We start from the raw sequence: 26,303 nt of genomic DNA on the forward strand, positions 1-26,303 counted from the left end.
CTCATAATAAGTGTTCTAATCCATAGACAAGCTCATGACGCTTGACAACTTCTTTAATTCCCAAATTGACCCCTGTCATGAAGGAGCTGCGATCATAGGAGTCATGACGGAGTGTCAATCCTTCTCCCTGATTGCCAAAAATGACTTCCTGATGTGCTACCAAGCCTGGCAAACGAACTGAGTGGATGCGCATGCCATCAAAGTCAGCACCACGGGCACCTGCAATCAATTCTTCCTCATCAGGCGCACCTTGCTGAATGGACTCTCGAACTTCCGCCATCAACTCAGCTGTTTTAATAGCTGTTCCACTCGGAGCATCCTTTTTCTTGTCATGATGGAGCTCGATAATCTCCACATTTGGGAAATATTTGGCAGCCTGCGTCGCAAATTGCATGAGCAAGACAGCACCCAAGGCAAAGTTAGGGGCGATCAAGCCACCCAGATCTTGAGCACGAGAAAATTCTTTTAGCTCTGCAATTTCTTCACTAGTAAAGCCTGTTGTTCCAACTACTGGAGCAAAGCCATTTTCAAGAGCAAAGCGTGTATTTTCATAGGCAACAGTTGGAGTAGTAAAATCTACCCAGACATCCGCTTCAAAGCCTGCTAAATCAGCCTTATTCTTGAAAACAGGAATTCCTTGCCATTCTGATTCAGACTCAAAGGGATCCAAAACTGCTACCAAGTCCAAATCTGGATCAGCCAAGACCATCTGACAAGCAGCCTGGCCCATCTTTCCCTTAAAACCAGCAATAATTACTCGAATACTCATCTCTACTCCTATTTAAGATACAAAGCCTGTAGGAACACAAAGTGAAAATAGGAGTTCTGATCAAGGAGCGTCTACTCCTTGGAAGAACTATCTTTTTCACACGGGGTTCCAGGCGTGTTCAACTGCTAACTTCTTAACTAGTCTAAAAGTGCCAACTAAATCACTGGAATATAACCCAGAGCAATACTTCCTGCTCCTAGGTGAGTTCCAATGACACTACCAAATGTAGCTAGTGAAATATCCGTACCCACTCCAGATTCAAGCAAGTGTTGACGCAATTCTTCAGCCTTTTCAGGAGCATTTCCATGAATGACAATGACCCGATATTGGCCTGAAGCTGTTGTTTCCTTGATAATCTCAATTAAGCGCTTGGTTGCTTTCTTTTCAGTACGAACTTTTTCGTAAACCTCAATCACACCTTGGTCATTGAAATAAAGGATTGGCTTAATGCTAAGCAAATTGCCCAAAATAGCAGCCCCATTTGAAAGGCGTCCACCTTTCACCAAATGGTCCAAGTCATCTACCATGATAAAGGCTGACGTACGGCTGATTTGAATGGCTAGCTTATCCTGAATAATGGCAAAATCATCGCCCTGGTCTCGCCAGTTAAAGACACTTTCAACCATAATACCCAGCGGAGCACTTGTAATCAAGGTGTCTGGGAAAGCAATGGTCAAGCCCTCATAATCATCCACCATATACTGGATATTTTGGTAAAAACCTGAAATTCCAGAAGATAGGAAAAGCCCCAAGGCATGGGTATAGCCTTGTTCTTTGAGCGAAGTTAAGATTTCATCTAACTTGGCAATGCTTGGTTGACTGGTCTTAGGCAATTCAGAAGCCTGAGCCATTTTTTGATAAAATTCCTCGGCAGTCAGATTGATGCCTTCAACATACTCCTCACCATCAATATTGACAGGAATATCCAAGACAAACAAATCTTCTCTCTGCAAGGTCTCTGTACTGAGAAAGGCAGAGGAATCTGTAATAACAGCTAGTTTCATATTAGAACTCCAAATTGATTCCTGGTAAGTCTAATGCAATTTCAGTCACTTCATAAGTCAAACGATTGAGCATATTCAAACATGGACGAGCCAAAGTTTCCACTTCTTCTTGGCTCAATTCACTTGGTTCATTGACAATACGACCATCGATATGGTTCACCTGTGAAATGGTTCCACTAATGACAAACTTATCAAATACAATCATAAAACTCAAGACGACAATTAAGGAAGTCACTTGATTTTCTTGGTCATGTTGAAGCAATTGGAAGTTCACATCTACCTTGGTTTCAGGAGCTCCATTTTCATTTTCCCATTCAAAATTACGCGCATCAAAATGATACTGACTAACAAATTCTTGTTCACGTTTAAGATTCATGTCTCTCTCCCTTAGCTACAATATTATAAGCTATTGTACCATAAATTTTTATTTTCATCTAGTTTTCTAGGATTTAGTCAATCCCAATTTCAGCTCGAACTACATCAGCGATGGTATCAACATAGTAGTCCACTTCTTCTGTTGTAGGCGCTTCTGCCATAACACGTAAGAGGGGCTCTGTTCCACTTGGGCGAACAAGGATACGGCCATTTCCTGCCATTTCTTCTTCCATCTTCTCAATGATGGCCTTGATAGCTGGCACTTCCATGGCATTTTCCTTCATGGCATTTTCCACTCGGATGTTGACTAATTTTTGTGGATAGATGGTTACTTCTGCGGCCAGCTCTGACAAGCTCTTACCAGTTTCTTTCATGATTTTCGTCAATTGGACTGCAGATAATTGACCATCACCTGTGGTATTGTAATCCATCAAGATAACGTGACCAGATTGTTCACCACCAAGATTGTAGCCTGATTTTCTCATTTCTTCAACAACATAGCGGTCGCCAACTGCAGTGACTGCCTTGTTAATGCCTTCGCGGTCCAAGGCTTTGTGGAAACCAAGGTTAGACATAACGGTTGTCACAATTGTATTTTGGGCCAATTGTCCTTTTTCAGAAAGGTATTTCCCAATGATGTACATAATCTTGTCACCATCAACGATGTCGCCATTCTCATCAACCGCAATCAAACGGTCACTGTCTCCGTCAAAGGCCAAACCGATAGCTGCACCGCTTTCTTTGACCACTTCTTGAAGGGCTTCTGGGTGTGTAGAACCAACATTGAGGTTAATGTTAAGACCATCTGGTGTTTCCCCGATAACCGTCAATTGGGCACCAAGGGCTGCAAAGATTTGACGGGCACTTGTAGACGCTGCACCATTGGCTGTATCCAAGGCAACCTTCATTCCTTCAAGGGGAGTTCCAGTTGAAACCAGATAGCTTTCATACTTACGCAAACCTTCTGGATAATCTACCAAAGTTCCCAAACCTTCTGCACTTGGACGAGGAAGAGTATCTTCCGCAGCATCTAGCAAGGCTTCAATTTCCGCTTCTTTTTCATCATCTAGTTTGAAGCCATCACCACCAAAGAACTTGATTCCATTATCAAGGGCTGGATTATGGCTAGCAGAAATCATGACACCTGCACTTGCTCCTTCAGTTTTGACCAAGTAAGCTACTGCTGGTGTTGCCAGAACGCCTAGTTTGTATACGTGAATCCCAACTGAAAGAAGACCAGCTACCAAGGCAGATTCTAGCATTTCTCCTGAAATACGTGTATCACGTCCTACAAAGACTTTCGGCGCTTCCGTTTCATGTTGACTAAGAACATAGCCTCCAAAACGTCCTAATTTAAAAGCCAATTCTGGCGTTAGTTCTACGTTAGCTTCTCCACGGACTCCATCAGTCCCAAAATATTTACCCATTTTTATAAAATCCTTTTTCTATTTTTAATTCGTTTTTGAACTAGTTGCTTTCGTTGACGAAGACGTCTCCGACGAACTGCTTGTGCTTGAACTTGGTGATACTGGTTTTGTAGTCACCTTCATTGTTGTATCAAACGGAGTGATTACTACTGGTAAGACAACCCCGTTGCGGTCGATTGCCTGCAAAGGTACTGAACCACTATAATTACCTGTTATGCGTTCGCTGGTTGGTAAAAGCGCAATAACTTTGTCAATCTTAGCTAATGTTTCCTGGTCAGTCGTAACCGAAACTCGTTCATTTGATACGGTTACACTATCAATTTGTAGCTTGGGATCAACCTGGCTTTGGTCAACTTGTGGCACAACAAGCATCCCATCTCGTTTAACCTTCTTCCCAACTTTCACTGTTATCTTTTGAGGCGTTGCCACAGCGGTCAATCCACTAGGAAGATTTTCAATGTTTAAAGGAACTTCAATCGTTCCAATACTAACATCTGTCAAATCCGCTGTCACCTTGAACTTACGAGTACTTTCCTGCATTTCGCTTGCCAAGGTCACACGATTGGCTCCTGTCAGCACAACAGAAACCTCTGATGCAAATCCGCTAATAAAATACTGGTCATCATCATAGTGAATATCGATGGGAATATTTGCTATCGTATTGGTGTAGGTTTCCGATTTTACCTGCCTTGCGGTATTGCTATTTTGAAAGTTGGTCGACGTTGCATAAATGAATAAGACACAAGCAAAAAAGAGAGATGAAATGATATATAGACTATTTTTTCTCATATTTCCAACCTCCTAGCAAACGGTCCTTGAAACTGACTTTTTCCTCAACTGCTGGCAAAAGAAGAGTTCGTAGCTCTGCTTCAAATTCTTCAAGAGTCAAATCATGCTTGAAGACACCATTGTAGGTAATAGAGATACCACCTGTTTCCTCTGAGACGATGAAAGTCAAGGCATCGGATACTTCTGATAAACCGATAGCCGCCCGGTGTCTGGTTCCAAATTCCTTGGAAATCCCTGTACTTTCTGTCAAGGGCAAATAGGCAGAAGTCACCGCAATCCGATTTTCTCTGATAATCACAGCTCCATCATGTAGGGGGGTGTTGGGAATAAAAATATTGATGAGGAGTTCTGCCGAAATTTTGGCATCCAAAGGAATTCCTGTCGCAATATATTCTTGCAAGGTCCGAACCCGTTGAATGGCAACCAGAGCACCAATCTTACGAGGACTCATATATTCAACTGACTTAACAAAAGCACGAATCATTTTCTCTTCCGCACTAATTTGACTAGTAGAAAAAAAATCTGTCGCCCTTCCCAAGCGTTCCAAACCAGTCCGAATCTCTGGAGAGAAGATAACAACCGCAGCAATAACTCCATAGGTGATAATCTGATTAATCAACCAAGAAATCGTTGTTAAACCAAGAATATTGGCCACAACCTGGGCTAATACAAAGATCAGGACCCCACGCACCAAAATCATAATCTTGGTACCAGCTATCGCTTTTGTAAAACGATACAAAACATAGGTCACAATCAAAATATCAAACAGATTGACGGCAATACTCCAAGGACTAGAAAACAAGCTAGTCCAATATTGCAGGTTGGATAATTGTTGAAAGTTCATCTGCTGTCTCCTCTCTGTCCAAACACGTTCCTTTCTATTATACCATTTTTCTAGCATTTTTTTCCCTATCCTACTTCATTTTAAATTAAAGAAAAAATATGATAAAATAAACTGACTAGAAAAAACAAAGGAGAAACCATGTCTCAACTCTATGATATTACCATTGTAGGTGGTGGTCCCGTCGGGCTTTTTGCAGCCTTCTATGCCCACCTACGCCAAGCTAAGGTCCAAATCATCGACTCTCTTCCACAACTAGGTGGACAACCTGCTATTCTCTACCCTGAAAAGGAAATCCTAGACGTACCAGGTTTCCCAAATTTGACTGGAGAAGAGTTGACCAACCGCTTGATTGAACAACTAAACGGCTTTGATACCCCTATTCATCTCAATGAAACGGTTCTTGAGATTGAAAAACAAGAAGAAGGATTTGCCATTACAACTTCTAAAGGTAGTCACCTGACTAAAACAGTTATCATCGCTATGGGTGGCGGTGCCTTCAAACCACGTCCTCTGGAACTAGAAGGCGTTGAAGGCTATGAAAATATCCACTACCACGTTTCCAACATTCAGCAATACGCTGGTAAGAAAGTGACGATTCTTGGTGGAGGAGACTCAGCTGTGGATTGGGCTTTGGCTTTTGAAAAAATTGCGCCAACTACCCTTGTTCACCGCAGAGATAATTTCCGTGCCTTGGAACACAGTGTGCAAGCTTTGCAAGAATCATCTGTGACCATCAAGACACCATTCGTCCCTAGCCAACTCCTTGGAGATCGAACAACGCTTGATAAACTTGAAATCACAAAAGTTAAATCTGATGAAACCGAAACGATTGACCTAGATCACCTCTTTGTCAACTATGGTTTCAAATCTTCTGTCGGTAACCTCAAAAACTGGGGTCTGGACCTCAACCGCCACAAGATTATCGTCAACAGCAAACAGGAATCTAGCCAAGCAGGTATCTATGCTATCGGTGACTGTTGCTACTATGACGGAAAAATTGATCTGATTGCGACAGGACTGGGAGAAGCTCCAACTGCTGTCAACAATGCCATCAACTACATCGACCCTGAGCAAAAAGTACAGCCAAAACACTCAACCAGTTTATAAAAAAGAACCACGAGTCACATAGGATTCGTGGTTTTATAGTTCATCGGCTAATTTATTTATCTTTCTGAGTCTGTGGTTGACACCACTTTTGGTCAGAGGGTTGCTGAGGCTATCTGCTAACTGCTGGATTGAGTAGTCTGGATGCTGAATCCGCAGCTGCGCCACTTCCTGCAAATTCACTGGCAGATTTTCTAAGCCCATAATATCTTTGATTTTACTGATATTGTTGATGGTCTTCATGCTGGCAGAAACTGTCCGAGCAATATTAGCTGTCTCGGCATTGTTGGCCCGATTGAGGTCATTACGAGTTTCCCGCAAAATCTTTACTCTCTCAAAATCATCACGCGCCTGCATGGCTCCGATGACAATCAAGAAGTCCATAATATCTTCGGCACGCTGGAGATAGGTCACAACCCCCTTTTTGCGCTCAAGCACCTTGGCATCCAGCAAAAACTGCTGGAGAAGAGAGGCAATCCCTTGCGCGTGGTCTAGATAAACAGAACTGATTTCCAACTGGTACTTGCCTGACTCAGGGTCACGAATACTCCCATTTGCCAAGAAAGCGCCACAGAGATAAGCACGGCCTGCTTCCTCATCCGATAAAATCGCCTCGTCAATACCTGTTTCCAGGCCAAAGAAAGAGTCTGCCAAGTGCAAATCACTCAACAAGCTCTGCACCTTTTCATCTGTAAAAACGGTATAGACCCGATTCTTGCGAAGATTGCTCCGTTGGTGGTGGCGAATTTCCGATTTAATTTCATAAAAATGGAGAAAGGACTCATAGAGGTGACGAGCCAGCTTGGCATTTTCTGTCACGACAGACAAGGTCAAACCCGAAGTCGAAAGACCGATACTGCCAGACATTTTGATAATGGCAGATAATTCATGTCGGCTCAGATGGTGCTGACCTAGGATTTCTTCTTTTACTGCTACTGTGAAACTCATTTTCTCACCTGTATGATGCGCATCAATTCGTCCACAATCAAATCCCCATCGTGGAAGGCACCTCCATTTTCCAGACGAAGGAAGTTAGATGAAATCACACGCGGAACTTGCTTACAAAGACCAGCAAAATCATGTTCCACCTGCACCAAGTATTCATCAAAACGGTTGGAATTCATGTATTCCTGAGGCACTTTTTCGATATTCACCAAGACAGTATCGATAAAAGGTCGGCCAAGGTGACGATGCAAGACCTCCACGTGGTCACTATCTGTAAAGTGTTCCGTCTCCCCACGTTGGGTCATGATATTGCAGACATAGGCGATTTCTGCCTTGGTTTCCAAAAGCGCCTGCCCGATTTCCTTAATCACGATATTAGGTAAAATAGAGGTAAATAGAGAACCAGGTCCGAGGACAATCATGTCACTTTCAAGAATAGTCTGCACTACTCGACGGCTGGCCAGAGGCGTATCATCGTTAAGGGTATTGGTCACATAGACATGGTCAATCATACCTGGATGGTCTGCTATATGACTCTCTCCAGCTACTTCTGTCCCATCCTGAAAAACTGCATGCAAGGTCAAAGGATGGTCACTGGAAGGATAGATCTTCCCAGTTGTATGGAAAAATTTGCTCAGTAACTGCATGGCATTATAGGTCGAACCCTGCATTTCTGACAGGCCAGCTATAATGAGATTACCCAATGGATGACCAGCAAAAGCTCCTGCATCCTCAGAAAAGCGGTACTGAAAGACTTTCTCATAAAACTTAGGCATATCTGACATGGCTACCAGGACATTACGAAGATCACCTGGCGGTGTCAATTGTTGCATATTTTTTCGAAGTTCACCTGATGAACCACCGTCATCTGCCACCGTTACGATAGCAGCGATTTCCACATCTTTTTCACGCAGACTTTTAAGAATAACAGGGATCCCAGTCCCTCCACCAATCACCGTTATCTTTGGTTTTCTCATGAACGGTTTACCGTTTCCTTTCTTCGGTCTTTGTCACGATGTCCTTCATTGACAGGCCAATTCTTGGATAAGTCCTGCGCCAAGCGTTTAGCAAAGGCCACACTACGGTGTTGTCCACCTGTACAACCCATGGCAATGGTCAAAACGGACTTACCTTCCTTTTGGTAACTTGGCAGAATCGGCTCAATCAAGGCCAATAAATGTTGATAAAAATCTTCTGACTCAGGATGATTCATAACATAGTCATAAACTGGTTCATCCACACCCGTTTGATTACGCAGTTCTGGTAGGTAGTAGGGATTTGGCAAGAAACGGACATCAAAGACCAAGTCTGCATCAATCGGGATTCCATATTTAAAGCCAAAAGACATGACCTCGATACGGAAAGACTGGGCTTGCTCTTGGTCTGAAAACTGCTCTGCAAGGGTTTTACGCAGCTCACGTGGAGTAAGTTCAGTCGTATCCACCACATTTTGACTCATATTTTTCAAAGGTGCCAAGAGCTCACGTTCCAGCTTAATTCCATCCAAAATACGACCGTCTGCTGCTAGCGGGTGACTTCGTCTGGTTTCCTTGTAACGAGCGACCAATTCCTTATCTGCTGCATCCAAAAAGAGAATTTTAAAGTCCAGTTCTTCCTTGTTTTCCAACTCATCCAAAACAGCTTGAATCTCTGAGAAGAAAGAACGGCTACGCATATCTACTACCAAGGCCAACTTATGGTCGTCTTCCTTTGTTTCCACCAACTGCAAAAACTTAGGCAAGAGGGCTGGTGGCATATTATCAATAGTGAAATATCCCAAGTCCTCGAAGGACTGAATGGCTACAGTTTTTCCTGCCCCACTCATCCCGGTCACAATCACCAAGTGAAGTTGTTTCTTTGTCATCTTTTTCTCCTTATATCAAAAGAAGTTTGGCAACACCAAACTTCAACTAGCTTATCCAATCTCTGCGATGACTTCGATTTCGACTTTTACATCACGAGGAAGACGAGCTACCTCTACTGCTGAACGAGCTGGAAATTCCTCTTTAAAGGCCGTTTGGTAAACCTCATTAAAAGGAACAAAGTCGTTCATATCGCTCAAGAAGCAAGTTGTTTTGACAACATGGTCAAAATCTGTTCCTGCTTCAGCCAAAATAGCACCGATGTTTTTCAAGACTTGTTCTGTCTGTTCTTGGATAGTCTCTCCTACAATTTCCCCAGTTTCAGGAGATAGGGGAACTTGACCGCTAGCAAACAAAAGATTGCCAACGATTTTTCCTTGAACATAAGGTCCGATAGCCTTTGGAGCTTTATCTGTATGAATTATTTTTGCCATTTCTTTTCCTCACAATTTTTCTAAGATTGCATCCCAAGCTTGATCCATCCCTGCCTTGCTGACAGATGAAAAGAGGATAAAGTCGTCACTTGGGTCAAAGTTTAATTTCTTTTTGATTGCTGATTCATGCTTGTTCCACTTACCACGAGGAATCTTGTCTGCCTTAGTCGCAACGATGATAACCGGAATCTCATAATACTTGAGAAATTCGTACATCTGCACATCATCTGCTGACGGATCATGACGAAGGTCAACTAAACTGACAACTGCACGGAGATTTTCCCGAGTTGTTAGGTACTCCTCAATCATGCGCCCCCACTTTTCACGTTCCTTTTTGGAAACGCGGGCATAGCCATAACCAGGCACATCCACAAAGCGCATCTTGTCGTCGATATTGAAGAAGTTGAGAAGCTGAGTTTTCCCAGGTTTACCTGATGTACGAGCCAGATTCTTACGGTTGAGCATGGTATTGATAAAGCTAGATTTACCAACATTAGAACGCCCTGCTAGGGCAATCTCTGGCAGTTCATCCTGCGGATAGTGGGATTTATTCGCCGCACTGAGTAAGATTTCAGCATTGTGTGTATTGATTTCCATAGTCACCTCTAGGCTGTTTCCAAGATTGGTTTATCCGTTCCATCGACAGCTTCTTTAGTGATGCGGACCAATTTCACATTTTCCTGACTCGGTACTTCAAACATAACATCCAGCATGGTTTCTTCGATAATCGAGCGTAGTCCACGCGCTCCTGTCTTGCGTTCGATAGCTTTATTAGCAATTTCTTGAAGGGCTTCATCATCAAATTCCAACTCAACATCATCATAAGACAGCAAGGTCTGGTATTGTTTGACCAAGGCATTTCTTGGCTCTTTCAAGATACGAACCAAGTCATCGACCGTCAATTGCTCAAGAGCTGCAAAGACAGGCAAGCGTCCAATCAACTCAGGAATAATCCCGAATTTTTGAATATCTTCTGCGATGATTTCCTGCATGTAAGAGCTGTTTTCGTCAATTGCCTTGTTATTTTGACCAAATCCGATGACTTTTTCACCCAGACGCTGTTTGACAATTTCTTCAATACCATCAAAGGCACCACCCACGATGAAGAGGATATTTTTGGTATCCACTTGAATCATCTCTTGTTGTGGATGCTTGCGTCCACCTTGAGGCGGTACGCTGGCAACAGTTCCCTCGATAATCTTAAGAAGGGCTTGTTGCACTCCTTCACCAGAAACGTCACGTGTGATAGACACGTTCTCGCTCTTCTTAGCAATCTTGTCAATTTCATCCACGTAGATAATCCCACGTTCTGCACGTTCGATGTTAAAGTCAGCAGCCTGCAAGAGTTTAAGGAGGATATTTTCCACGTCCTCGCCCACATAACCAGCCTCCGTAAGAGCTGTCGCGTCCGCAATCGCAAAAGGCACGTTCAAACTCTTCGCCAAGGTCTGGGCAAGGAAAGTTTTCCCTGAACCAGTTGGGCCAATCATCAAGATGTTTGATTTCTGCAAATCCACATCATCTGACTCTTCACGCGTATCGTGAAAATTGATGCGTTTGTAGTGGTTGTAAACTGCCACTGCCAAGGCACGTTTGGCACGATCTTGACCGATTACATAATGGTTCAAGATATGGAGGAGTTCGATTGGTTTTGGTACCTCAGACAAGTCTGCCAAGACTTCCTCAGCCAACTCCTCTCGAATGATTTCCTGGGCTAACTCCACACATTCATTACAGATAAAGGCGTTGTTCCCAGCGATTATTTTTTGTACTTCTTCTTGGCTTTTGCCACAAAATGAGCAATAAACCATCATATCATTATTCCTAGTTGTAGGCATGATTTCCTTCCGTTCTATTCTATACTGTCATTCTATCTAAAATAAGGTCATGTAAAAAGCATGGACACTATTGACCAAATTGGTAAAGGCATTTAACCAGAGCAGGACAGAAAGTCCATAACGCTTTTTACGAAAAGCCTGTGCTCCTGCAAGCAAGCAGACCAAACACAGCATGGCTGTGAAAAAACCAAATATACTACGTTCCATTAGACTTCCTTTCTCTTGCGGTATTGGATGGTAAAATCATAAGGATTTTTCTCATCTTTGGCATAGGATTTGCTTGAAACTGTCTCAAAAAGAGATAAGTCAAACTCCTCAGGGAAATAGGTATCTCCCTCCACCCGAGCATGAATTTGAGTCACAATTACTTCGTCCAAATAGGGTTCAAAAGCCTGAAAAATCTGCTTTCCACCAAGAATATAGAGATTCTTTTCTTGAGCCTGATACCAGTCCAAGACAGACTGGACATCATGAAAAGTAGCAACTCCATCTATCTTTTCTTCCGGGTTACGTGTCAAAATCAAGATTTCACGTTTTGGAAGCAAGCGGCGTTCCATCCCATCAAAGGTCACACGCCCCATCAAGATAGCATGATTCAGAGTTGTTTCTTTAAAGTGTTGCAGTTCTGCTGGCAAATGCCAAGGCAGACGATTGTCCTTACCAATCACACCCTCTTCATCCTGGGCCCAAATAGCTACGATTTTTTTAGTCATGCTTCCATCCTTTTCACTGATAGTACTATTTTATCAAAAAACTCAAAAAAAGACTGGTTTGGAATAGCTTACAGAATAGAAAAAATCTGTAAGAAATTTCCTACAGATTTATATATTTTCTATTGTTTCTTACAAACCAGGTGCTTGTCCTAATTCTGCCGCAAGCATCCAGACTGTTTTTTCAAGGTCAGCCTTAGCTCCAACAAAGATATCATTGGTTACATCATCGCCTTCTTTATCTGTCACATCCAAAGCTTCTTGGAAAAGCGTGATGAGGTAACGATAAATTTCAAGGACACGTTCCAAACTTTCTTCTACATTGCGGAACTCTCCAACTTCTTCTTCGATTTCACTGTTTTGAAGGAACTCTGTCAATGTAGAGAATGGGCTACCTCCGAGTGTAATCAATCGTTCGCTGATTTCATCTAAATGACCATCAAGAGCATCCATGTACTCATCCATTTTTGGATGCCATACAAGGAAACCACGACCACGCATGTACCAGTGCACTTGGTGCAATGCCACATGGGCTACATACAAATCAGCAACAGCTTGATTCAATACTTCCTTTGTTTTTGCCAATGCTACTGGCGCTGTTTTTGTTAATGATGCTACATCTTTTACTGCTTCTTTTTTCAATTCTACCATTTTCTTTACCTCATTCATTATTTTTTGTAACCACTTCTTAATGATTACTACCTTAGTATACTACTAAGGAAAACAAATAGCAAGTCAAATGAACCACATGAGAAAAGTTGCAATAGACTGATAATTTAAGAATTTTTTTAGAATAAAACACAGTCCCTTTACACATTTCTTAACTGCGACAAAATAAAGAAAAAAGAGAATACAAATTTATTGAAGACTGAAAATATAAGCTCTTTTGAGGCAACAAGTTTCTGTACAAATTTATAAAGTGTATGGATTGAATTCCACCGATATCATTATAATGATTAATACTACCATGACTCTTATAAAAGTATCTGATACGCAAAATAAAAAAGAACATAAATTCCTATTTCGTTATAGATTGTGGTAAAAACTCTTTCACTACTTTCCTAAAATACAGTCGCATCCATAAGAGCTATTAAATTGTAAAGTGCATTCTTGAACTACGATATTTCTTAAATAAACTATCAACAAAAAATGTATTTTTATTTTATAGTAGATTGAAATAAAATGTGAACAAGTTGATTGAGAAATTCAAACTGATTTTTCATAATATTTTATAAACTAATTTGTCCCGCTATTGATTCAACTAACTATACTACCAAAATTTCAAACAACACAAGAACGACCTTCCCCCTCTTGAAATGAGGAACAAGGCCGTTGCTTAATTTTTTATTATTTCATCATTCGCTTTATAGAAAACTGTTTTCTTCTAGAGATTTCATTTTTAGGAAACTTTTTAGCTAATGCTTTTTCTCATCAGTCATTCCATGGCGCTCTTATCCATCACAGTCTCGATAGATCTCAGATACTCATCACTTAAAAACTGAGAAAACTACCATAAAATTTAATTGAAGAAACATAAGATTCCTTATTTCTTAAATATAGACTGTCTGAAATCATCTGTCTCACGAAGATAAGCATTATATATCTTCTTCTTGAGCAGGTTGACCCAGCTAGCATCAACGCGGCTGGTAGCATTGGTAATGTTACCTACATCCTCTGCTACTGCTTCATCCATCAGTTTCTGCATCTGTGCGTAAGAACGAATAGTTACTTTCTTAGTACTATTTGGATTTCTAAGTTCGTACTCAATAGTGATCGGCTTGAGCTTGGTCAGCTGATCAATCCGCTCCTTATACATAGCCTTCTTGAAAGCTACCCAAGAGTCATATTCGCCTTTAAATACATTTTCCAGGACTTTTTGGTCTGTCACTAGACCTACATCCCTTCCGGACCATCCATCCCACGTTTTCTTACCTTCATCAAAGGCTTCCTTAGAGTACTTACCAGAAACATAAGGAACAAATCCTTCATGATATCCCTTGGCTGCCAGTAACTCATAAGCCGTGCGGCGGAACATGACATCACCCGGCGCTCCATTTGGATTGCTCAAAGCTGAGTAGATTGGTGAGAAGAGGCTGAGACTGAGGTAGCCATTCCGTCCATATTTACCATTGTCCTTGTTCTCTCGACGTGTGATTATATCATTCTCAATCAAAGAATAGAAACTAGTTAGCTGCTTAATTTCCTCTGCAGTGAAGGTTCGTGTCTGGTTACCAGCATGGGTCTCATTACCATACTTATCTGTAATATAGTAATTTTCCATCTTTCTGAACCACTGAAGCTTAGCATCATCACTCTGCTTAAGCATAGAAGTACCTTCTAAGTAATCGAGTGTATAGATCATATCAAACATACCATGAACATAGTGTTGCAAGTCTGCTGCATTTTGAACACGCTCTTTGAAATTATACGTATGCATCCGTGTCTTAGAATCTTTATCCACCTTGAAGAGGGTATTAAGAGTAATAGTTGGCTCGTCAGGAGTTGGAGTAGATTGCAAGAGTCCTCGAGCATAGAGTTCAGCTCCCAGACCTTCACGACGACCATTTCCCTCAAAGTAGATGCCGCCGTCAGAGTTATGGGTCATTTCATGCGTATAAACAGAGTTACCATAGTCTTCCAATAAACGAGCGGCGTCAAAGTGGGTTACACTTCCTGTAGCATAGGCATTGTAGCCCTTGCTTGGATACCACTTGCCTGCTGGTCCAAAGAACTCCTGCATAGCTAGCGATTTCTTATCATTAGCTGGAGCCCAATATCTTTGACCAGTCCTATCTTTCATTAGGAATCCATCGTAAACTAGTACGGAACGGAAAAGCTTGTCCCTGCTTTCTGGACTTAGAATCTTGTACCAGAAATCATAATGATCGCGCTGATACTCAGCTGATTTTCTAACTCTATCTTCTACGTATTCTACCAACTCTGCATCTGTCCTTACCTTACCATCGACAACATCTCGGTAACGATCATAAGCACCCATGGAGATGGTGGACATATTGGAGATAACATAGACACCCTTCTCACTCATAGTCAAGAGTGGTAGAAGCATGCCCTTATATTCCCAATTATCAGCAGTGATCTTATCATAAACGCCGACAGAATACTTACTCTTGCCTTCAGCTGTATCCTGAAGTTTTCTAGCCTCTGCTATATCTGACTTAGACTCTACGATATAAGCTTTTGTATTGGTCTTGAGCCATTCATTATTTGTCTTGTATGGCAAGAAGATTTGACGGTAATTTTCCAAATAATTGAAAAGTCCACGCTTACCAGTCGCTTCAGAGAGCGAAGCATCATAAGCTAAATGATTGTTCTTAGCTTTAAGATTATTCATTCCTGACTGACCTAGTGAAATAATGGTATCTATCGTTGAAGCACTATGATTGCCAAAGAAATCAAACTTATAAGCAGATAAATCTTTGACATTAATATTATCATAATTAATATTATACCAACGGTTAAGATAGGTAAGCCCAAGCAAGAAGGCTTCCTTATTGGCTGTAATCTTATGAGCTACATAGTCAGCCACAACATTGCCTTCAGTATTGATTGACTTATCCATAGCCAGAACTTTGCGTAACTCTTCTGAGAGCTTGGTCTTGACTTGTTCAAAGGATGTATCAAGATAAAGATCATCCAAGGAAGTGTCAGCATTTACACCTAAAACAGTTCGCATGGCTGGTGAGTCAAGAACTACCTTATTCAACTCTGGCAGTACTTGATTCAGAACTCTGCTATAGTCTGATAAGAAAGCTTCAGGTGTATAAAGGAGATCTAAGCCATTTACACTGTATTCTGCAATTGCTTGGTTCTTAAACTCTCCTTTATAAGTCAAATTCAGGTAATCAACCGTATTATCCTCGAAGTGTAACATCAAACGGTCAATAGATGCCTTATTGCTATTAATATCAGTGATAATCTGGTCACCTTTCATCGGAACAACATCCAACAAATATTCTGTATTGAGCTTATGATGATCTGGGAGTTTATTTCCATAGCTAATGATTGTCTCCTTGTTATAGAACGGAAGGAGTTTTTCCATATTGGAATAAGCTATTAAACGATTTTCTCGAGCATTCTTCTCTTGAGCATAGTTAACAGAATAAAGGTTAAGATTCGTATCCTCTAGATTTGTCGTAATATCTAAACTAGCTAGCTTCTCTTCTGCCTCGTTCAGAGTCAGTGTTGAAGTGACAAACTTGTCATTTTCCAGTGTTTGATTTCCTTCAACAGCATAAGCTTCTGTAATACGATCATTATTGTAAGCTTGATCTCCAGAAATACTATAAACATTCGTACCACTAATATTACTGATAACATTGTCAACCAAGCCATTGAAGTAATTGGATCCTACGATACCGCCAATCTGACCATTCTTAGTAGTATTTTGAATCTTTCCAGTTACATAAGAACGACTGATACGGGCATTGTTCTCCAAACGACCGACCAAACCGCCGAATCGTTGGTTGTTGGCTCTAGCGCCTGCTAAGATGGTCACATCTGCTCTGCTTTGACTGAGCAAGGAATCTCCTCCCTTAAGGTTAGCAACCAAACCACCAACATTATATTCTTTGCCCTGTTTCTCGTTTGCCTGGATGACACCAGTGAAGGAACTGTTGGAAATTTGTGTGTTTGTAGCACTAACAACCAGTCCTGCCACATTAGAAGCATTGCCTATCACCGATACTTTACCTTGGACAGAAACATCTGTAATTCGAGCATTTTCTGCACTCCGAGCTAAGGCAGCAGAGTCATAGCTACCCACAATATTGACATCCTTCAAATCTATACCAGAAACAGAAGAACCACTCTTGAGGTTTTCGAACAAAGGCTTAGCTAGATTATAGATAGCATACTGCTTACCATTATGATTTCCAGTCAGACTGCCTGTGAAGTTCCCTCTGAGATAGACATAATCCGCAGGTGCCAGACTAACCTCACTAGCATCCAAATCAGCTCCCAAAACATAATTACTAGCCATATTTTTCTTCATAGCATCTATCAATCCAGAAAAGCTAGTGTAAACATTTTGCTGACTAGAAACTGATTTACTAATATAGAAGTCGTAGCCAGACTTGTAGCCTGTCTCACCTTCTTGAACAAGCTCAGGCAACGAGACTGTTACCCTATAAACATCTTTTCCGTCTTTTTGGATTTCAGAAATACTATGAACTGGGAGAAGCATTTCCTTAGCTTCACTTGATTTGACTTTGACAAAGTAGTTTGACAGATCTTTAGGCATGGAACTCATTGATACCAATCGCTTATATTGGCCATTATCTTTACTGTAAAACTCAACTGAATCAACATCTCGGAAAGAGATCTTCTTATATTCTAACTCAAAGTCACGACTGTCTGTTTCAAACTCAGTGAAACTACCATTGTCCAGTTCATAGGTCAGCTTGGTTTTCAAAGTATAAGCTGTGTAGTAATCCAACTCTCCAATTTTTAGACTATCATCGAAATTAGTGATTGGAAGAGTACGAACAAGCTTATCCCCCTGATATAATTCTGCAATAGCTGAACGGAAGGACTTTGTTTGGTCTTCCAATCTATATTGGACCGTAACCGACTTATCATCTGCATTTTCAGTCAGACTTAGAATCGAAACTGTTGGCTTGACTTTCGGCACTCCATTGAGTGCTTCTTTAGCGGCTTGCAGACTAGCAAGAACTTGGTTGACTTGTACTTGTGTAGCCGTTTGACTATTTAGAACTATTTCTGACTTAGCCAATTGCTCTATATAAACTGTCTTCTTATCTGAATCAGCATTCTTATATTTAGCAGAAGTTTTAACAGTGACATTTAAATCGTACTCAGTCTGAAGAGCCGTTTTGACAACCTCAAGACCGCTTAATTGCGCCTTAGCCTGTTTGATTTGTTCCACCAGTTGATTGATTTCTGCTTGACTGGCTTGGGATTGAGTAAGAATCGCCTGAGCTGCCATCAATGCAGAATCATAGTTAGATTGATGACTTTGATCATCATTGAAATAACGTGCCTCTGCTTTAATTTGAGTTGCTTCTGTCAATAAATTATGCAGTGTAATTAAGTCGAACTCTTCTAAAGAAGCTGCTTGCGGTGCATCATTCGGAACCATAGCCGGCTTAGCTGTTCCAACTTTAACAACCTGGGTAACTGGGGATAAGGTCTCCTCATTTGACAACTCTTGACGGTCAATTTCCTGGCCATTAGAGCTGTAGATACGGGTCTTAATCCTACGTTCACCTTGAACTCCTGGTGTTACAATATTACGACTGCCTTGAACAAGTTCGTCCGTTTCTTCTTCACGAACTGCGAAGTTGATTTTATCTACTCGAATTTCGTCAGTGAAGGTTAACGGGTACTCTAGAAGAGATTCTGCTGTCGGTGATTCATTCGGAATCATAGTCGGCTTAGCTGTTCCAACTTTAACAACCTGGGTAACTGGGGATAAGGTCTCCTCATTTGACAACTCTTGACGGTCAATTTCCTGACCATTAGAGCTGTAGATACGGGTCTTAATCCTACGCTCACCTGGAACTCCCGGGGTTACAATATTACGAGCGCCTTGAACCAGTTCGTCCGTTTCTTCTTCACGAACTGTGAAGTTGATTTTATCTACCCGAACTTCGTCGGTGAAGGTTAACGGGTACTCTGGAAGAGATTCTGCTATCGGTGATTCATTCGGAATCATAGTCGGCTTAGCTGTTCCAACTTTAACAACCTGGGTAACTGGGGATAAGGTCTCCTCATTTGACAACTCTTGACGGTCAATTTCCTGACCATTAGAACTGTAGATACGGGTCTTAATCCTACGCTCACCTGGAACTCCCGGGGTTACGATGTTACGACTGCCTTGAACAAGTTCATCCGTTTCTTCTTCACGAACTGCGAAGTTGATTTGCTCTACCCGAACTTCGTCGGTGAAGGTTAACGGGTACTCTGGAAGAGATCCTACTTTCGGTGCATCATTCGGAACCATGGTCGGCTTAGCTGTTCCAACTTTAACAACCTGGGTAACTGGGGATAAGGTCTCCTCATTTGACAACTCCTGACGGTCAATTTCCTGGCCATTAGAGCTGTAGATACGGGTCTTAATCCTACGCTCACCTGGAACTCCCGGGGTTACAATATTACGACTGCCTTGAACAAGTTCGTCCGTTTCTTCTTCACGAACTGTGAAGTTGATTTTCTCTACCCGAACTTCGTCGGTGAAGGTTAACGGGTACTCTGGAAGAGATTCTGCTGTCGGTGATTCATTCGGAATCATAGTCGGCTTAGCTGTTCCAACTTTAACAACCTGGGTAACTGGGGATAAGGTCTCCTCATTTGACAACTCTTGACGGTCAATTTCCTGACCATTAGAGCTGTAGATACGGGTCTTAATCGTACGCTCGCCTTGAACTCCCGGGGTTGCGATGTTACGAGTGCCTTCTGTAATCTCATCTGTATACAGCTCGACGATAGAAAAATCTATCTTTTCCATTCTGATAATGTCATTTATACTGAATTTCAACTCTGGAACTTCGTGAACTGGAGCTGTGTCTGGACTTGTGCCATACTCATCTAACTCTGGAAGTTCGTAAACTGGAGCTGTAGACGGACTCGTGCCATACTCATCTAACTCTGGAACTTCGTGAACTGGGGCTGTAGACGGACTCATGCCATAGTCTACTAGCTCTGGAACTTCGTGAACTGGAGCTGTAGACGGACTCGTGCCATACTCATCTAACTCTGGAACTTCGTAAACTGGAGCTGTAGACGGACTCGTGCCATACTCATCTAACTCTGGAACTTCGTGAACTGGGGCTGTAGACAGACTCGTGCCATACTCATCTAACTCTGGAACTTCGTGAACTGGAGCTGTAGACGGACTCGTGCCATACTCATCTAACTCTGGAGCTTCGTGAACTGGAGACATGGAAGGATTGGTACCATAGCCTACTAACTCTGGAACTTCGTGAACTGGAGCTGTAGACGGACTCATGCCATACTCATCTAACTCTGGAACTTCGTGAACTGGAGATGTATCTGGATTGGTGCCATAGTCTACTAACTCTGGAATTTCGTGAACTGGAGCTGTAGACGGACTTGTGCCATACTCATCTAACTCTGGAACTTCGTGAACTGGAGCTGTAGCTGGACTTGTACCATAGTCTACTAACTCTGGAACTTCGTGAACTGGAGCTGTATCTGGACTTGTGCCATACTCATCTAACTCTGGAGCTTCGTGAACTGGAGATGTAGACGGACTCGTGCCATACTCATCTAACTCTGGAGCTTCGTGAACTGGAGACGTTGAAGGATTGGTACCATAGTCTACTAACTCTGGAACTTCGTGAACTGGAGCTGTAGACGGACTTGTGCCATACTCATCTAACTCTGGAATTTCATGAACTGGAGCTGTAGACGGACTTGTGCCATACTCATCTAACTCTGGAACTTCGTGAACTGGAGCTGTAGACGGACTTGTGCCATACTCATCTAACTCTGGAACTTCGTGAACTGGAGCTGTGTCTGGACTTGTACCATACTCTACTAACTCTGGAACGTCGTGAACTGGAGCTGTAGACGGACTCGTGCCATAGTCTACTAACTCTGGAACTTCGTGAACTGAGGCTTTAGCCGGACTCGTGCCATACTCATCTAACTCTAGAACTTCATGAACTGGAGCTGTATCTGGATTGGTGCCATAGTCTACTAATGATTTATCCTTATGAGAAGAATAAAGGATATTTCTCTTGTTATCCTCATTCTTTAGATAACCAATATATTCAAAGCCATCAATCTGCAAAGGTTTTGGAAGAGATTCTCCAACACCTAAATTTATACTTTGATTATACGCAGCAAGCTCAAGGTTGGTCACAGCCAAGGCAGTCGGAGATAGTAACACAGACCCCATTCCTGTCACCAATAAGATAGACGATAAATATCTCTTGCCACTCTTAGCCCTAGCAAATATTAACACCAAGAATGTAAAACCCGCAACTGCAAAAATTGACTCCCAGACCCCAGAGTAGCCGGTCTGAGGTAATGCTCCATATCCTAATTTTTGATCTTTGGGACGATAAACTAAGTAATAGCTTTCTGATATCTCTTCAACATGCTTGGGAATATCTCTGATCAAGATAGACTTCTCTGCTTCAGTTAATTCAGATTCCATTACATAATAGTAGCTCACTTGAGCTGACTGTCCATGTGAAATCTCTGTAGCTTTAACAGGGGATAAATCTCCAGCTATTAGACTGCTAAAAAAGAAGCTTCCAATAGTAGCCGAGACTAATCCAACTGACAATTTTCTAAAAGAAAAACGCTGACGTTTTTCTCCATAAAACCATTGTTTCATTTTAATTTTTTCCTCTTAAATATAATATGCCATACTATCTATTTTACCCAATTATAGTTAATTATTCAAATTTTTGGTCAATTTTTTCAGTTTGAAAATACTTTTAAACAACATAATACCAAGTTACAAGCTTTTTAAATTTTCTTAATGCAATTGTGAAAATATACAAAATAATGACCACCCGTCTAACGGGTGGTTTGAACCAGAGCTATAAGCCCAAATTACCAGCCAGCGCCTAAAGACGCTGGCTTTCACATTGTTCAAGCCTCATTGCTCTTGACTCGTCACTTGCCTCTTAAAGAGGCTTTAGTATTACTTACCATTATCCCTAAAGGGATCCTCATATTCTTTTATACTTAATTTATCTAGTTCTATATCATGCTTTACTCGTTCTCAAATTTTCATACTCGTGAAGAAATCATCCACTGGATAATTTCTTTACTCTTGGATATATTTCTTAATTGTGGCTTCATTGAGTCCAACCGTACTCACATAATAACCTTCCGCCCAAAAATGACGATTCCCAAACTTGTACTTGAGATTGGCGTGTTCGTCAAACATCATGAATGCACTTTTACCTTTTAAATACCCCATGAAACTTGAAACACTTATCCTTGGTGGAATATTGACTAACATATGTACATGGTCTGGCATTAAGTGACCCTCGATAATTTCAACTCCTTTATAACTACACAAACGATGAAATATTTCTCCTAAACTACTTCGATATTGATTATAGATTATTTTTCGTCTATACTTAGGGGTGAACACAATGTGATACTTACAGTGGCACTTTGTGTGCGATAAACTATGTGCCTTTTGTGCCATATTTTTCTCCTTTCGCTTTACAATTGGCTTGAACACCTTTATTGTATCGCGTTTGGAGTTTTTTGGGTATAACCTTCGACGCGCACCCGCATAGCGGGTGGTTTTTTTGTCTCGCACCTAACTGAGCGATACGGACTAATAGTCACATAATAATGAACTTCGCCACATTGTACAATTTACACTGAATAAACAGAAAAACAAAAGCACGTTATATTAAAACAAGAAAATATAATACCTTTTTAAAAGATGTTTCCTAATCTAAATTTCATCAACAGCTTCAAATTCTACCCTTTCCGTTCCAAAAAGAAGAGCTCAAAAGAAATGATAGAACTCTTGAATTTTAACCCAAGTACGATTACTAGAACTTTGTCTAAGTTTCAAAAAGAAGGATCATCTATTCTTCTTTTTGAAACACGAGGAAGTATAAATCATGCTTATGTAATATTTGAAAACGAGCAGGAATTGTTAAAAGAGAGTTTGAAGGAGAGTATGTAACAATTGACCATCTCTACAGAGTTTATAAGAAGCTAATTGGAAAAAGGACCACTCGTGAAGAATTTTATGATTTTCTGGCTCGCTACGGTTGACCAAAGGTCACCCCACATCTAGAATATCTAAAAATCTAGTCAATACTTTCAGAACGTACGTATAATATAACAAGAGCAAGCTAGTTTTGGGAGAATTAATAAGAATGAGAAATGTTGAACATAGAAAAAATTCGCCCTCCGGTTGAGAGTCACTATATTCAAGAATTTAGGTATGATTATAATACAGTGGATTCCCATACTGGTGATTATTTTTCTTAATATCTGGTGTCTGTAATACAGAGTGGATGGATAAATAAATTTTTAAAGAAATTGTCCTAAGCTTATCCGAATAACTACATTGTATTTGTGTAACTATTAATACGTCTCACTCCGTAAAGTGCGCTTAAACAATGGATAGTTATTACTAATGATAGATAATACTATTTTACACAAGGCCACAGCTTTAGGTATCCCAATAATATTAAATTGATACTCAATGAAAATCAAAGAGCAAACTAGGAAGCAAGCCGTAGGTTGCTCAAAGCACTGCTTTGAGGTTGTAGATAAGACGGACGAAGTCAGTCACATATATAATCCAAGGTGAAACCAACGTGGTTTAAAGAGATTTTCGAAGAGTATCACCTATATCTCTCTTATGAATATGATATTAGAAAACGAGCATCTCCAATCGTGGAGATGCTCGCTTGTTTTATGTCTGGAGGCCAGTTTTTCCCAGCTTCCAATACTTTTACAGTTGACAAAGATCTCTATATCGAAATCTCCATCATAAAAAATTGTATCAATAGGTAGCATAAAAATATTTAGACTACAAATCGGTGGTAGAATTTCTTTTAGCTAGCTTTCTTAAACCTACATCTTAATACCAAACGCTGACATCAACATGACCACGAATTCCTTTTAAATATTCAGATGAAGTATATTGCCATCCTTTTTCACCTGAATAGTGAGGATTATTCCAATCAAGCGCATCCGTATAGGCTGCTACCCAGTTAACGTGTTGCAAAATATCGGGATGATTCAAACGAGTTTGCAAAAGTTGACGATAGCTATAAACTTTCACATTTTGATAACCAGCCTTCTTCATTGTTGCCATATACTTATTGATGATTTTGACCCAGATTCCAGTATCACTTGGAGCTCTCTTGGTCTTATTGACATATTCCCAGTTCTCAACATCATAATAGATAGGGTAAGACAAGTTCATCTTGTATTTTTTCAAGAGTTCAATGGTCTGATTGGCATCATTCTCAGCATCAGTCTCATTTTCAGCATAAGTATAGAGGTAAACCCCATAAGGAATTCCAAGACGGTTTAACTCCTTGATATTATAAGCCAATTCCTTGTCCTCAGTTCCACTATAGCCCAAACGAACAATAACTCCATCAACGCCATTATCGTCGATGACTTTTTTCCAGTCACTAATACGACCATTGTGCTCACTGACATCGATGACCTTTTTAACTTGATCAGTCCCAACTTGTTCTTCACGCTGGTTAAAGAAGTAACGGTGGCCATTTCGGTGAACCCAGCCAACATTCAAGCCTTTCTTTTCTTTTAACTCACCTGAGTCAGAAAAAATATAGCGAGCATCATTCATGACTAATTCACCAGTCGCCATAGCACCACTTCCTGTCAAATAGTAGTTACCCTGCCACTCATCTTTAGCCATATAACCCCACTTCTTGAAATAATACCACTTGCCGTCTACCTTTTGCCACTCTTGATTTGCATAAGAACCATCAGATTTCAGGTAAAACCAACTCTTATAATTGTTATCGTAAACCCATTCACTCTTGGCCATGTAGCCACCCGCTTTGAGGTAATATTTACCATACCACTCTTGATTCGCATAAGAACCATCAGATTTCAGGTAAAACCAACTCTTATAATTGCTATCATAAACCCATTCACTCTTGGCCATGTAGCCACCCGTTTTGAGGTAGTATTTGCCATACCATCCTTGATTTGTATAAGAACCATCAGATTTCAGGTAAAACCAACTCTTATAATTGTTATCGTAAACCCATTCACTCTTGGCCATGTAGCCACCCACTTTGAGGTAGTAGTTTCCATGCCATTCTTGATTTGCATAAGAACCATCAGCCTTGAGGTAGAACCAGCTCTTATAATGATTATCGTAAACCCATTCATTTGTAGCCATGTAACCACCCGCTTTGAGGTAGTAGTTTCCATGCCATTCTTTTTGGGCATAACGACCATCTGCTTTTATATAGAACCAGCTATTGTAGCTAGTATCGAAGATCCACTCACTCTTAGCTTTTGACCCATCTGCCTTCACATAGAAGTCGCCTTCCCAGTGTGCTGATGTGGAAGTTGGTTTACTTTCCGATTTTTGACTACTAGCGCGCGTCTCTTTCACTTCTTCCTTTTTCTCTGCCTGTTGACTAGAAGAGACCTCAACCTTTTTCTCTTCCTCTTTTTGACTTGCCGTCGTTTCTGATTTCTTTTCCTCTGCCTTACTAGAAGAAGTCTGGATGCCACTTCCTTCCGAAGATGCTTTCACTTCAGTTTCATTTGCAGCAATATGACTAACTGACAATCCTAGTAAAAAGATACTTGCTAATCCGATTTTTCCAATCTTTGTTTTCAATCTTTCCTCTCCTATAAAAAATGGAACAGACATCTCAATGCTGTTCCACCTAGCTTTTGCTACTTACTAATTATTTTACAAAGTCAAGCAAAGCCAAGAAGCTTTCTGCTTCAAGTGACGCACCACCAACAAGGGCGCCGTCAACGTCTGGACAAGCCATGTATGAAGCAACGTTTTCAGGTTTAACAGAACCACCGTATTGAACACGAACTTTGTCTGCAACTTCTTGACCGAAGTCAGCAGCTACAACGTCACGAACAACTTTACACATTTTTTGTGCGTCGTCTTGTGAAGCTGATTTACCAGTACCGATAGCCCAGATTGGCTCGTAAGCGATAACTGATGCAGCAACTTGTTCAGCAGTCAATCCAGCCAATGCAGCAGATACTTGAGCACCTACGAATTCAGCTGCTTTACCAGCTTCGTAAGTTTCAAGTGACTCACCACAACAGATGATTGGAAGCATACCATTTGCAAAGATTGCTTTTGCTTTTTTGTTGATATCTTCGTCAGTTTCATGGAAGTAGTCACGGCGTTCTGAGTGACCGATAACAACGTAGTCAGTACCGATTTCTTTCAAAACTTGTGGGCTAGTTTCACCAGTGAAAGCACCTGCATTTTCAAAGTAGCAGTTTTGAGCAGCAACTTTAAGGTTTGAACCTTTAGCAGCAGCAAGAACAGCTGTCAAATCAAGAGCTGGAGCAGCGATACCTGCTTCAACAAGATCTGATGAAGGAAGTTTTGATGCAACTGCTTCAACAAATGCTTTAGCTTCTTCTGGATTTTTGTTCATTTTCCAGTTACCCGCGATAAATGGTTTACGTGACATTTCACATACCTCTTTTTTCAATTTATTTTCTATTTATTTT

20 protein-coding genes are annotated in these 26,303 nt (G+C 41.0%); 1 reads left to right on the top strand and 19 read right to left on the bottom strand.

The window, feature by feature from the left end; genetic code table 11:
• Position 1 precedes the first annotated feature (1 nt).
• The 6 genes from AXK38_07585 to AXK38_07610 form a co-directional block, all read right to left on the bottom strand.
• On the bottom strand, positions 2-769 hold the full coding sequence (locus AXK38_07585) for a 4-hydroxy-tetrahydrodipicolinate reductase (protein AMH89108.1): 768 nt from the start codon (positions 767-769) through the stop codon (positions 2-4).
• 155 nt (positions 770-924) lie between these two features.
• Complete coding sequence (locus AXK38_07590) at positions 925-1,773, bottom strand: EDD domain protein (GenBank protein AMH89109.1); 849 nt, start codon at positions 1,771-1,773, stop codon at positions 925-927.
• Position 1,774: 1 nt separating this feature from the next.
• Complete coding sequence (locus AXK38_07595; GenBank protein ID AMH89110.1) at positions 1,775-2,149, bottom strand: transposase; 375 nt, start codon at positions 2,147-2,149, stop codon at positions 1,775-1,777.
• Between the two features lie 73 nt (positions 2,150-2,222).
• Positions 2,223-3,575 (bottom strand): phosphoglucosamine mutase, encoded by a 1,353-nt coding sequence (gene glmM / locus AXK38_07600; GenBank protein ID AMH89111.1) that lies wholly within the window; start codon positions 3,573-3,575, stop codon positions 2,223-2,225.
• 24 nt (positions 3,576-3,599) lie between these two features.
• The gene (locus AXK38_07605; GenBank protein ID AMH89112.1) at positions 3,600-4,364 is read right to left on the bottom strand and encodes a hypothetical protein; all 765 of its coding nucleotides are present in this window, start codon (positions 4,362-4,364) and stop codon (positions 3,600-3,602) included.
• Positions 4,351-5,208 carry an ABC transporter permease gene (locus AXK38_07610; protein ID AMH89113.1) on the bottom strand — a complete coding sequence of 286 codons (858 nt, stop codon included), beginning with the start codon at positions 5,206-5,208 and terminating at the stop codon, positions 4,351-4,353. The genes AXK38_07605 and AXK38_07610 overlap by 14 nt, the downstream gene beginning before the upstream one ends.
• A 138-nt stretch (positions 5,209-5,346) precedes the next feature.
• Here AXK38_07610 and AXK38_07615 point away from each other — a divergent pair, with 138 nt between their 5' ends.
• A complete protein-coding gene (locus tag AXK38_07615) occupies positions 5,347-6,315 on the top strand; it encodes a ferredoxin--NADP(+) reductase (protein ID AMH89114.1) in 969 nt (322 codons plus the stop codon).
• Between the two features lie 33 nt (positions 6,316-6,348).
• Here the strand turns inward: AXK38_07615 and AXK38_07620 are convergent, their stop codons facing one another.
• The 13 genes from AXK38_07620 to AXK38_07680 form a co-directional block, all read right to left on the bottom strand.
• On the bottom strand, positions 6,349-7,260 hold the full coding sequence (locus tag AXK38_07620) for a sporulation protein (GenBank protein ID AMH89115.1): 912 nt from the start codon (positions 7,258-7,260) through the stop codon (positions 6,349-6,351).
• Positions 7,257-8,234: a hypothetical protein gene (locus AXK38_07625; protein ID AMH89116.1), complete on the bottom strand. Its 978-nt coding sequence runs from the start codon at positions 8,232-8,234 to the stop codon at positions 7,257-7,259. The genes AXK38_07620 and AXK38_07625 overlap by 4 nt, the downstream gene beginning before the upstream one ends.
• Positions 8,231-9,121, bottom strand: a complete 891-nt coding sequence (locus AXK38_07630; protein AMH89117.1) for an ATPase P — start codon at positions 9,119-9,121, stop codon at positions 8,231-8,233. Before AXK38_07630 ends, AXK38_07625 begins: the two co-directional genes overlap by 4 nt.
• A gap of 51 nt (positions 9,122-9,172) precedes the next feature.
• A complete protein-coding gene (locus AXK38_07635) occupies positions 9,173-9,553 on the bottom strand; it encodes a regulator (GenBank protein ID AMH89118.1) in 381 nt (126 codons plus the stop codon).
• Between the two features lie 9 nt (positions 9,554-9,562).
• The gene (engB, locus tag AXK38_07640) at positions 9,563-10,150 is read right to left on the bottom strand and encodes a GTP-binding protein (GenBank protein AMH89119.1); all 588 of its coding nucleotides are present in this window, start codon (positions 10,148-10,150) and stop codon (positions 9,563-9,565) included.
• Positions 10,151-10,158: 8 nt separating this feature from the next.
• Complete coding sequence (locus AXK38_07645; GenBank protein ID AMH89120.1) at positions 10,159-11,391, bottom strand: ATP-dependent Clp protease ATP-binding subunit ClpX; 1,233 nt, start codon at positions 11,389-11,391, stop codon at positions 10,159-10,161.
• Between the two features lie 36 nt (positions 11,392-11,427).
• Complete coding sequence (locus AXK38_07650; protein ID AMH89121.1) at positions 11,428-11,598, bottom strand: hypothetical protein; 171 nt, start codon at positions 11,596-11,598, stop codon at positions 11,428-11,430.
• Positions 11,598-12,104, bottom strand: a complete 507-nt coding sequence (locus AXK38_07655; GenBank protein AMH89122.1) for a dihydrofolate reductase — start codon at positions 12,102-12,104, stop codon at positions 11,598-11,600. Before AXK38_07655 ends, AXK38_07650 begins: the two co-directional genes overlap by 1 nt.
• Before the next feature lie 129 nt (positions 12,105-12,233).
• The gene (locus AXK38_07660) at positions 12,234-12,752 is read right to left on the bottom strand and encodes a DNA starvation/stationary phase protection protein (protein ID AMH89123.1); all 519 of its coding nucleotides are present in this window, start codon (positions 12,750-12,752) and stop codon (positions 12,234-12,236) included.
• Between the two features lie 892 nt (positions 12,753-13,644).
• Positions 13,645-21,447, bottom strand: coding sequence for a peptidase M26 (locus AXK38_07665; GenBank protein AMH89124.1), 7,803 nt, complete (start codon positions 21,445-21,447; stop codon positions 13,645-13,647).
• Between the two features lie 438 nt (positions 21,448-21,885).
• Entirely contained in the window at positions 21,886-22,275 is a 390-nt protein-coding gene (locus AXK38_07670) for a transposase (GenBank protein AMH89125.1), read from the bottom strand.
• Positions 22,276-23,679: 1,404 nt separating this feature from the next.
• Positions 23,680-25,434 carry a 1,4-beta-N-acetylmuramidase gene (locus AXK38_07675; protein AMH89126.1) on the bottom strand — a complete coding sequence of 585 codons (1,755 nt, stop codon included), beginning with the start codon at positions 25,432-25,434 and terminating at the stop codon, positions 23,680-23,682.
• A 70-nt stretch (positions 25,435-25,504) separates the two neighbouring features.
• Positions 25,505-26,263, bottom strand: coding sequence for a triose-phosphate isomerase (locus tag AXK38_07680; GenBank protein AMH89127.1), 759 nt, complete (start codon positions 26,261-26,263; stop codon positions 25,505-25,507).
• Positions 26,264-26,303: the final 40 nt, after the last annotated feature.

This window comes from Streptococcus mitis (assembly GCA_001560895.1).
Taxonomy (GTDB): Bacteria; Bacillota; Bacilli; order Lactobacillales; family Streptococcaceae; genus Streptococcus; species Streptococcus mitis_Q.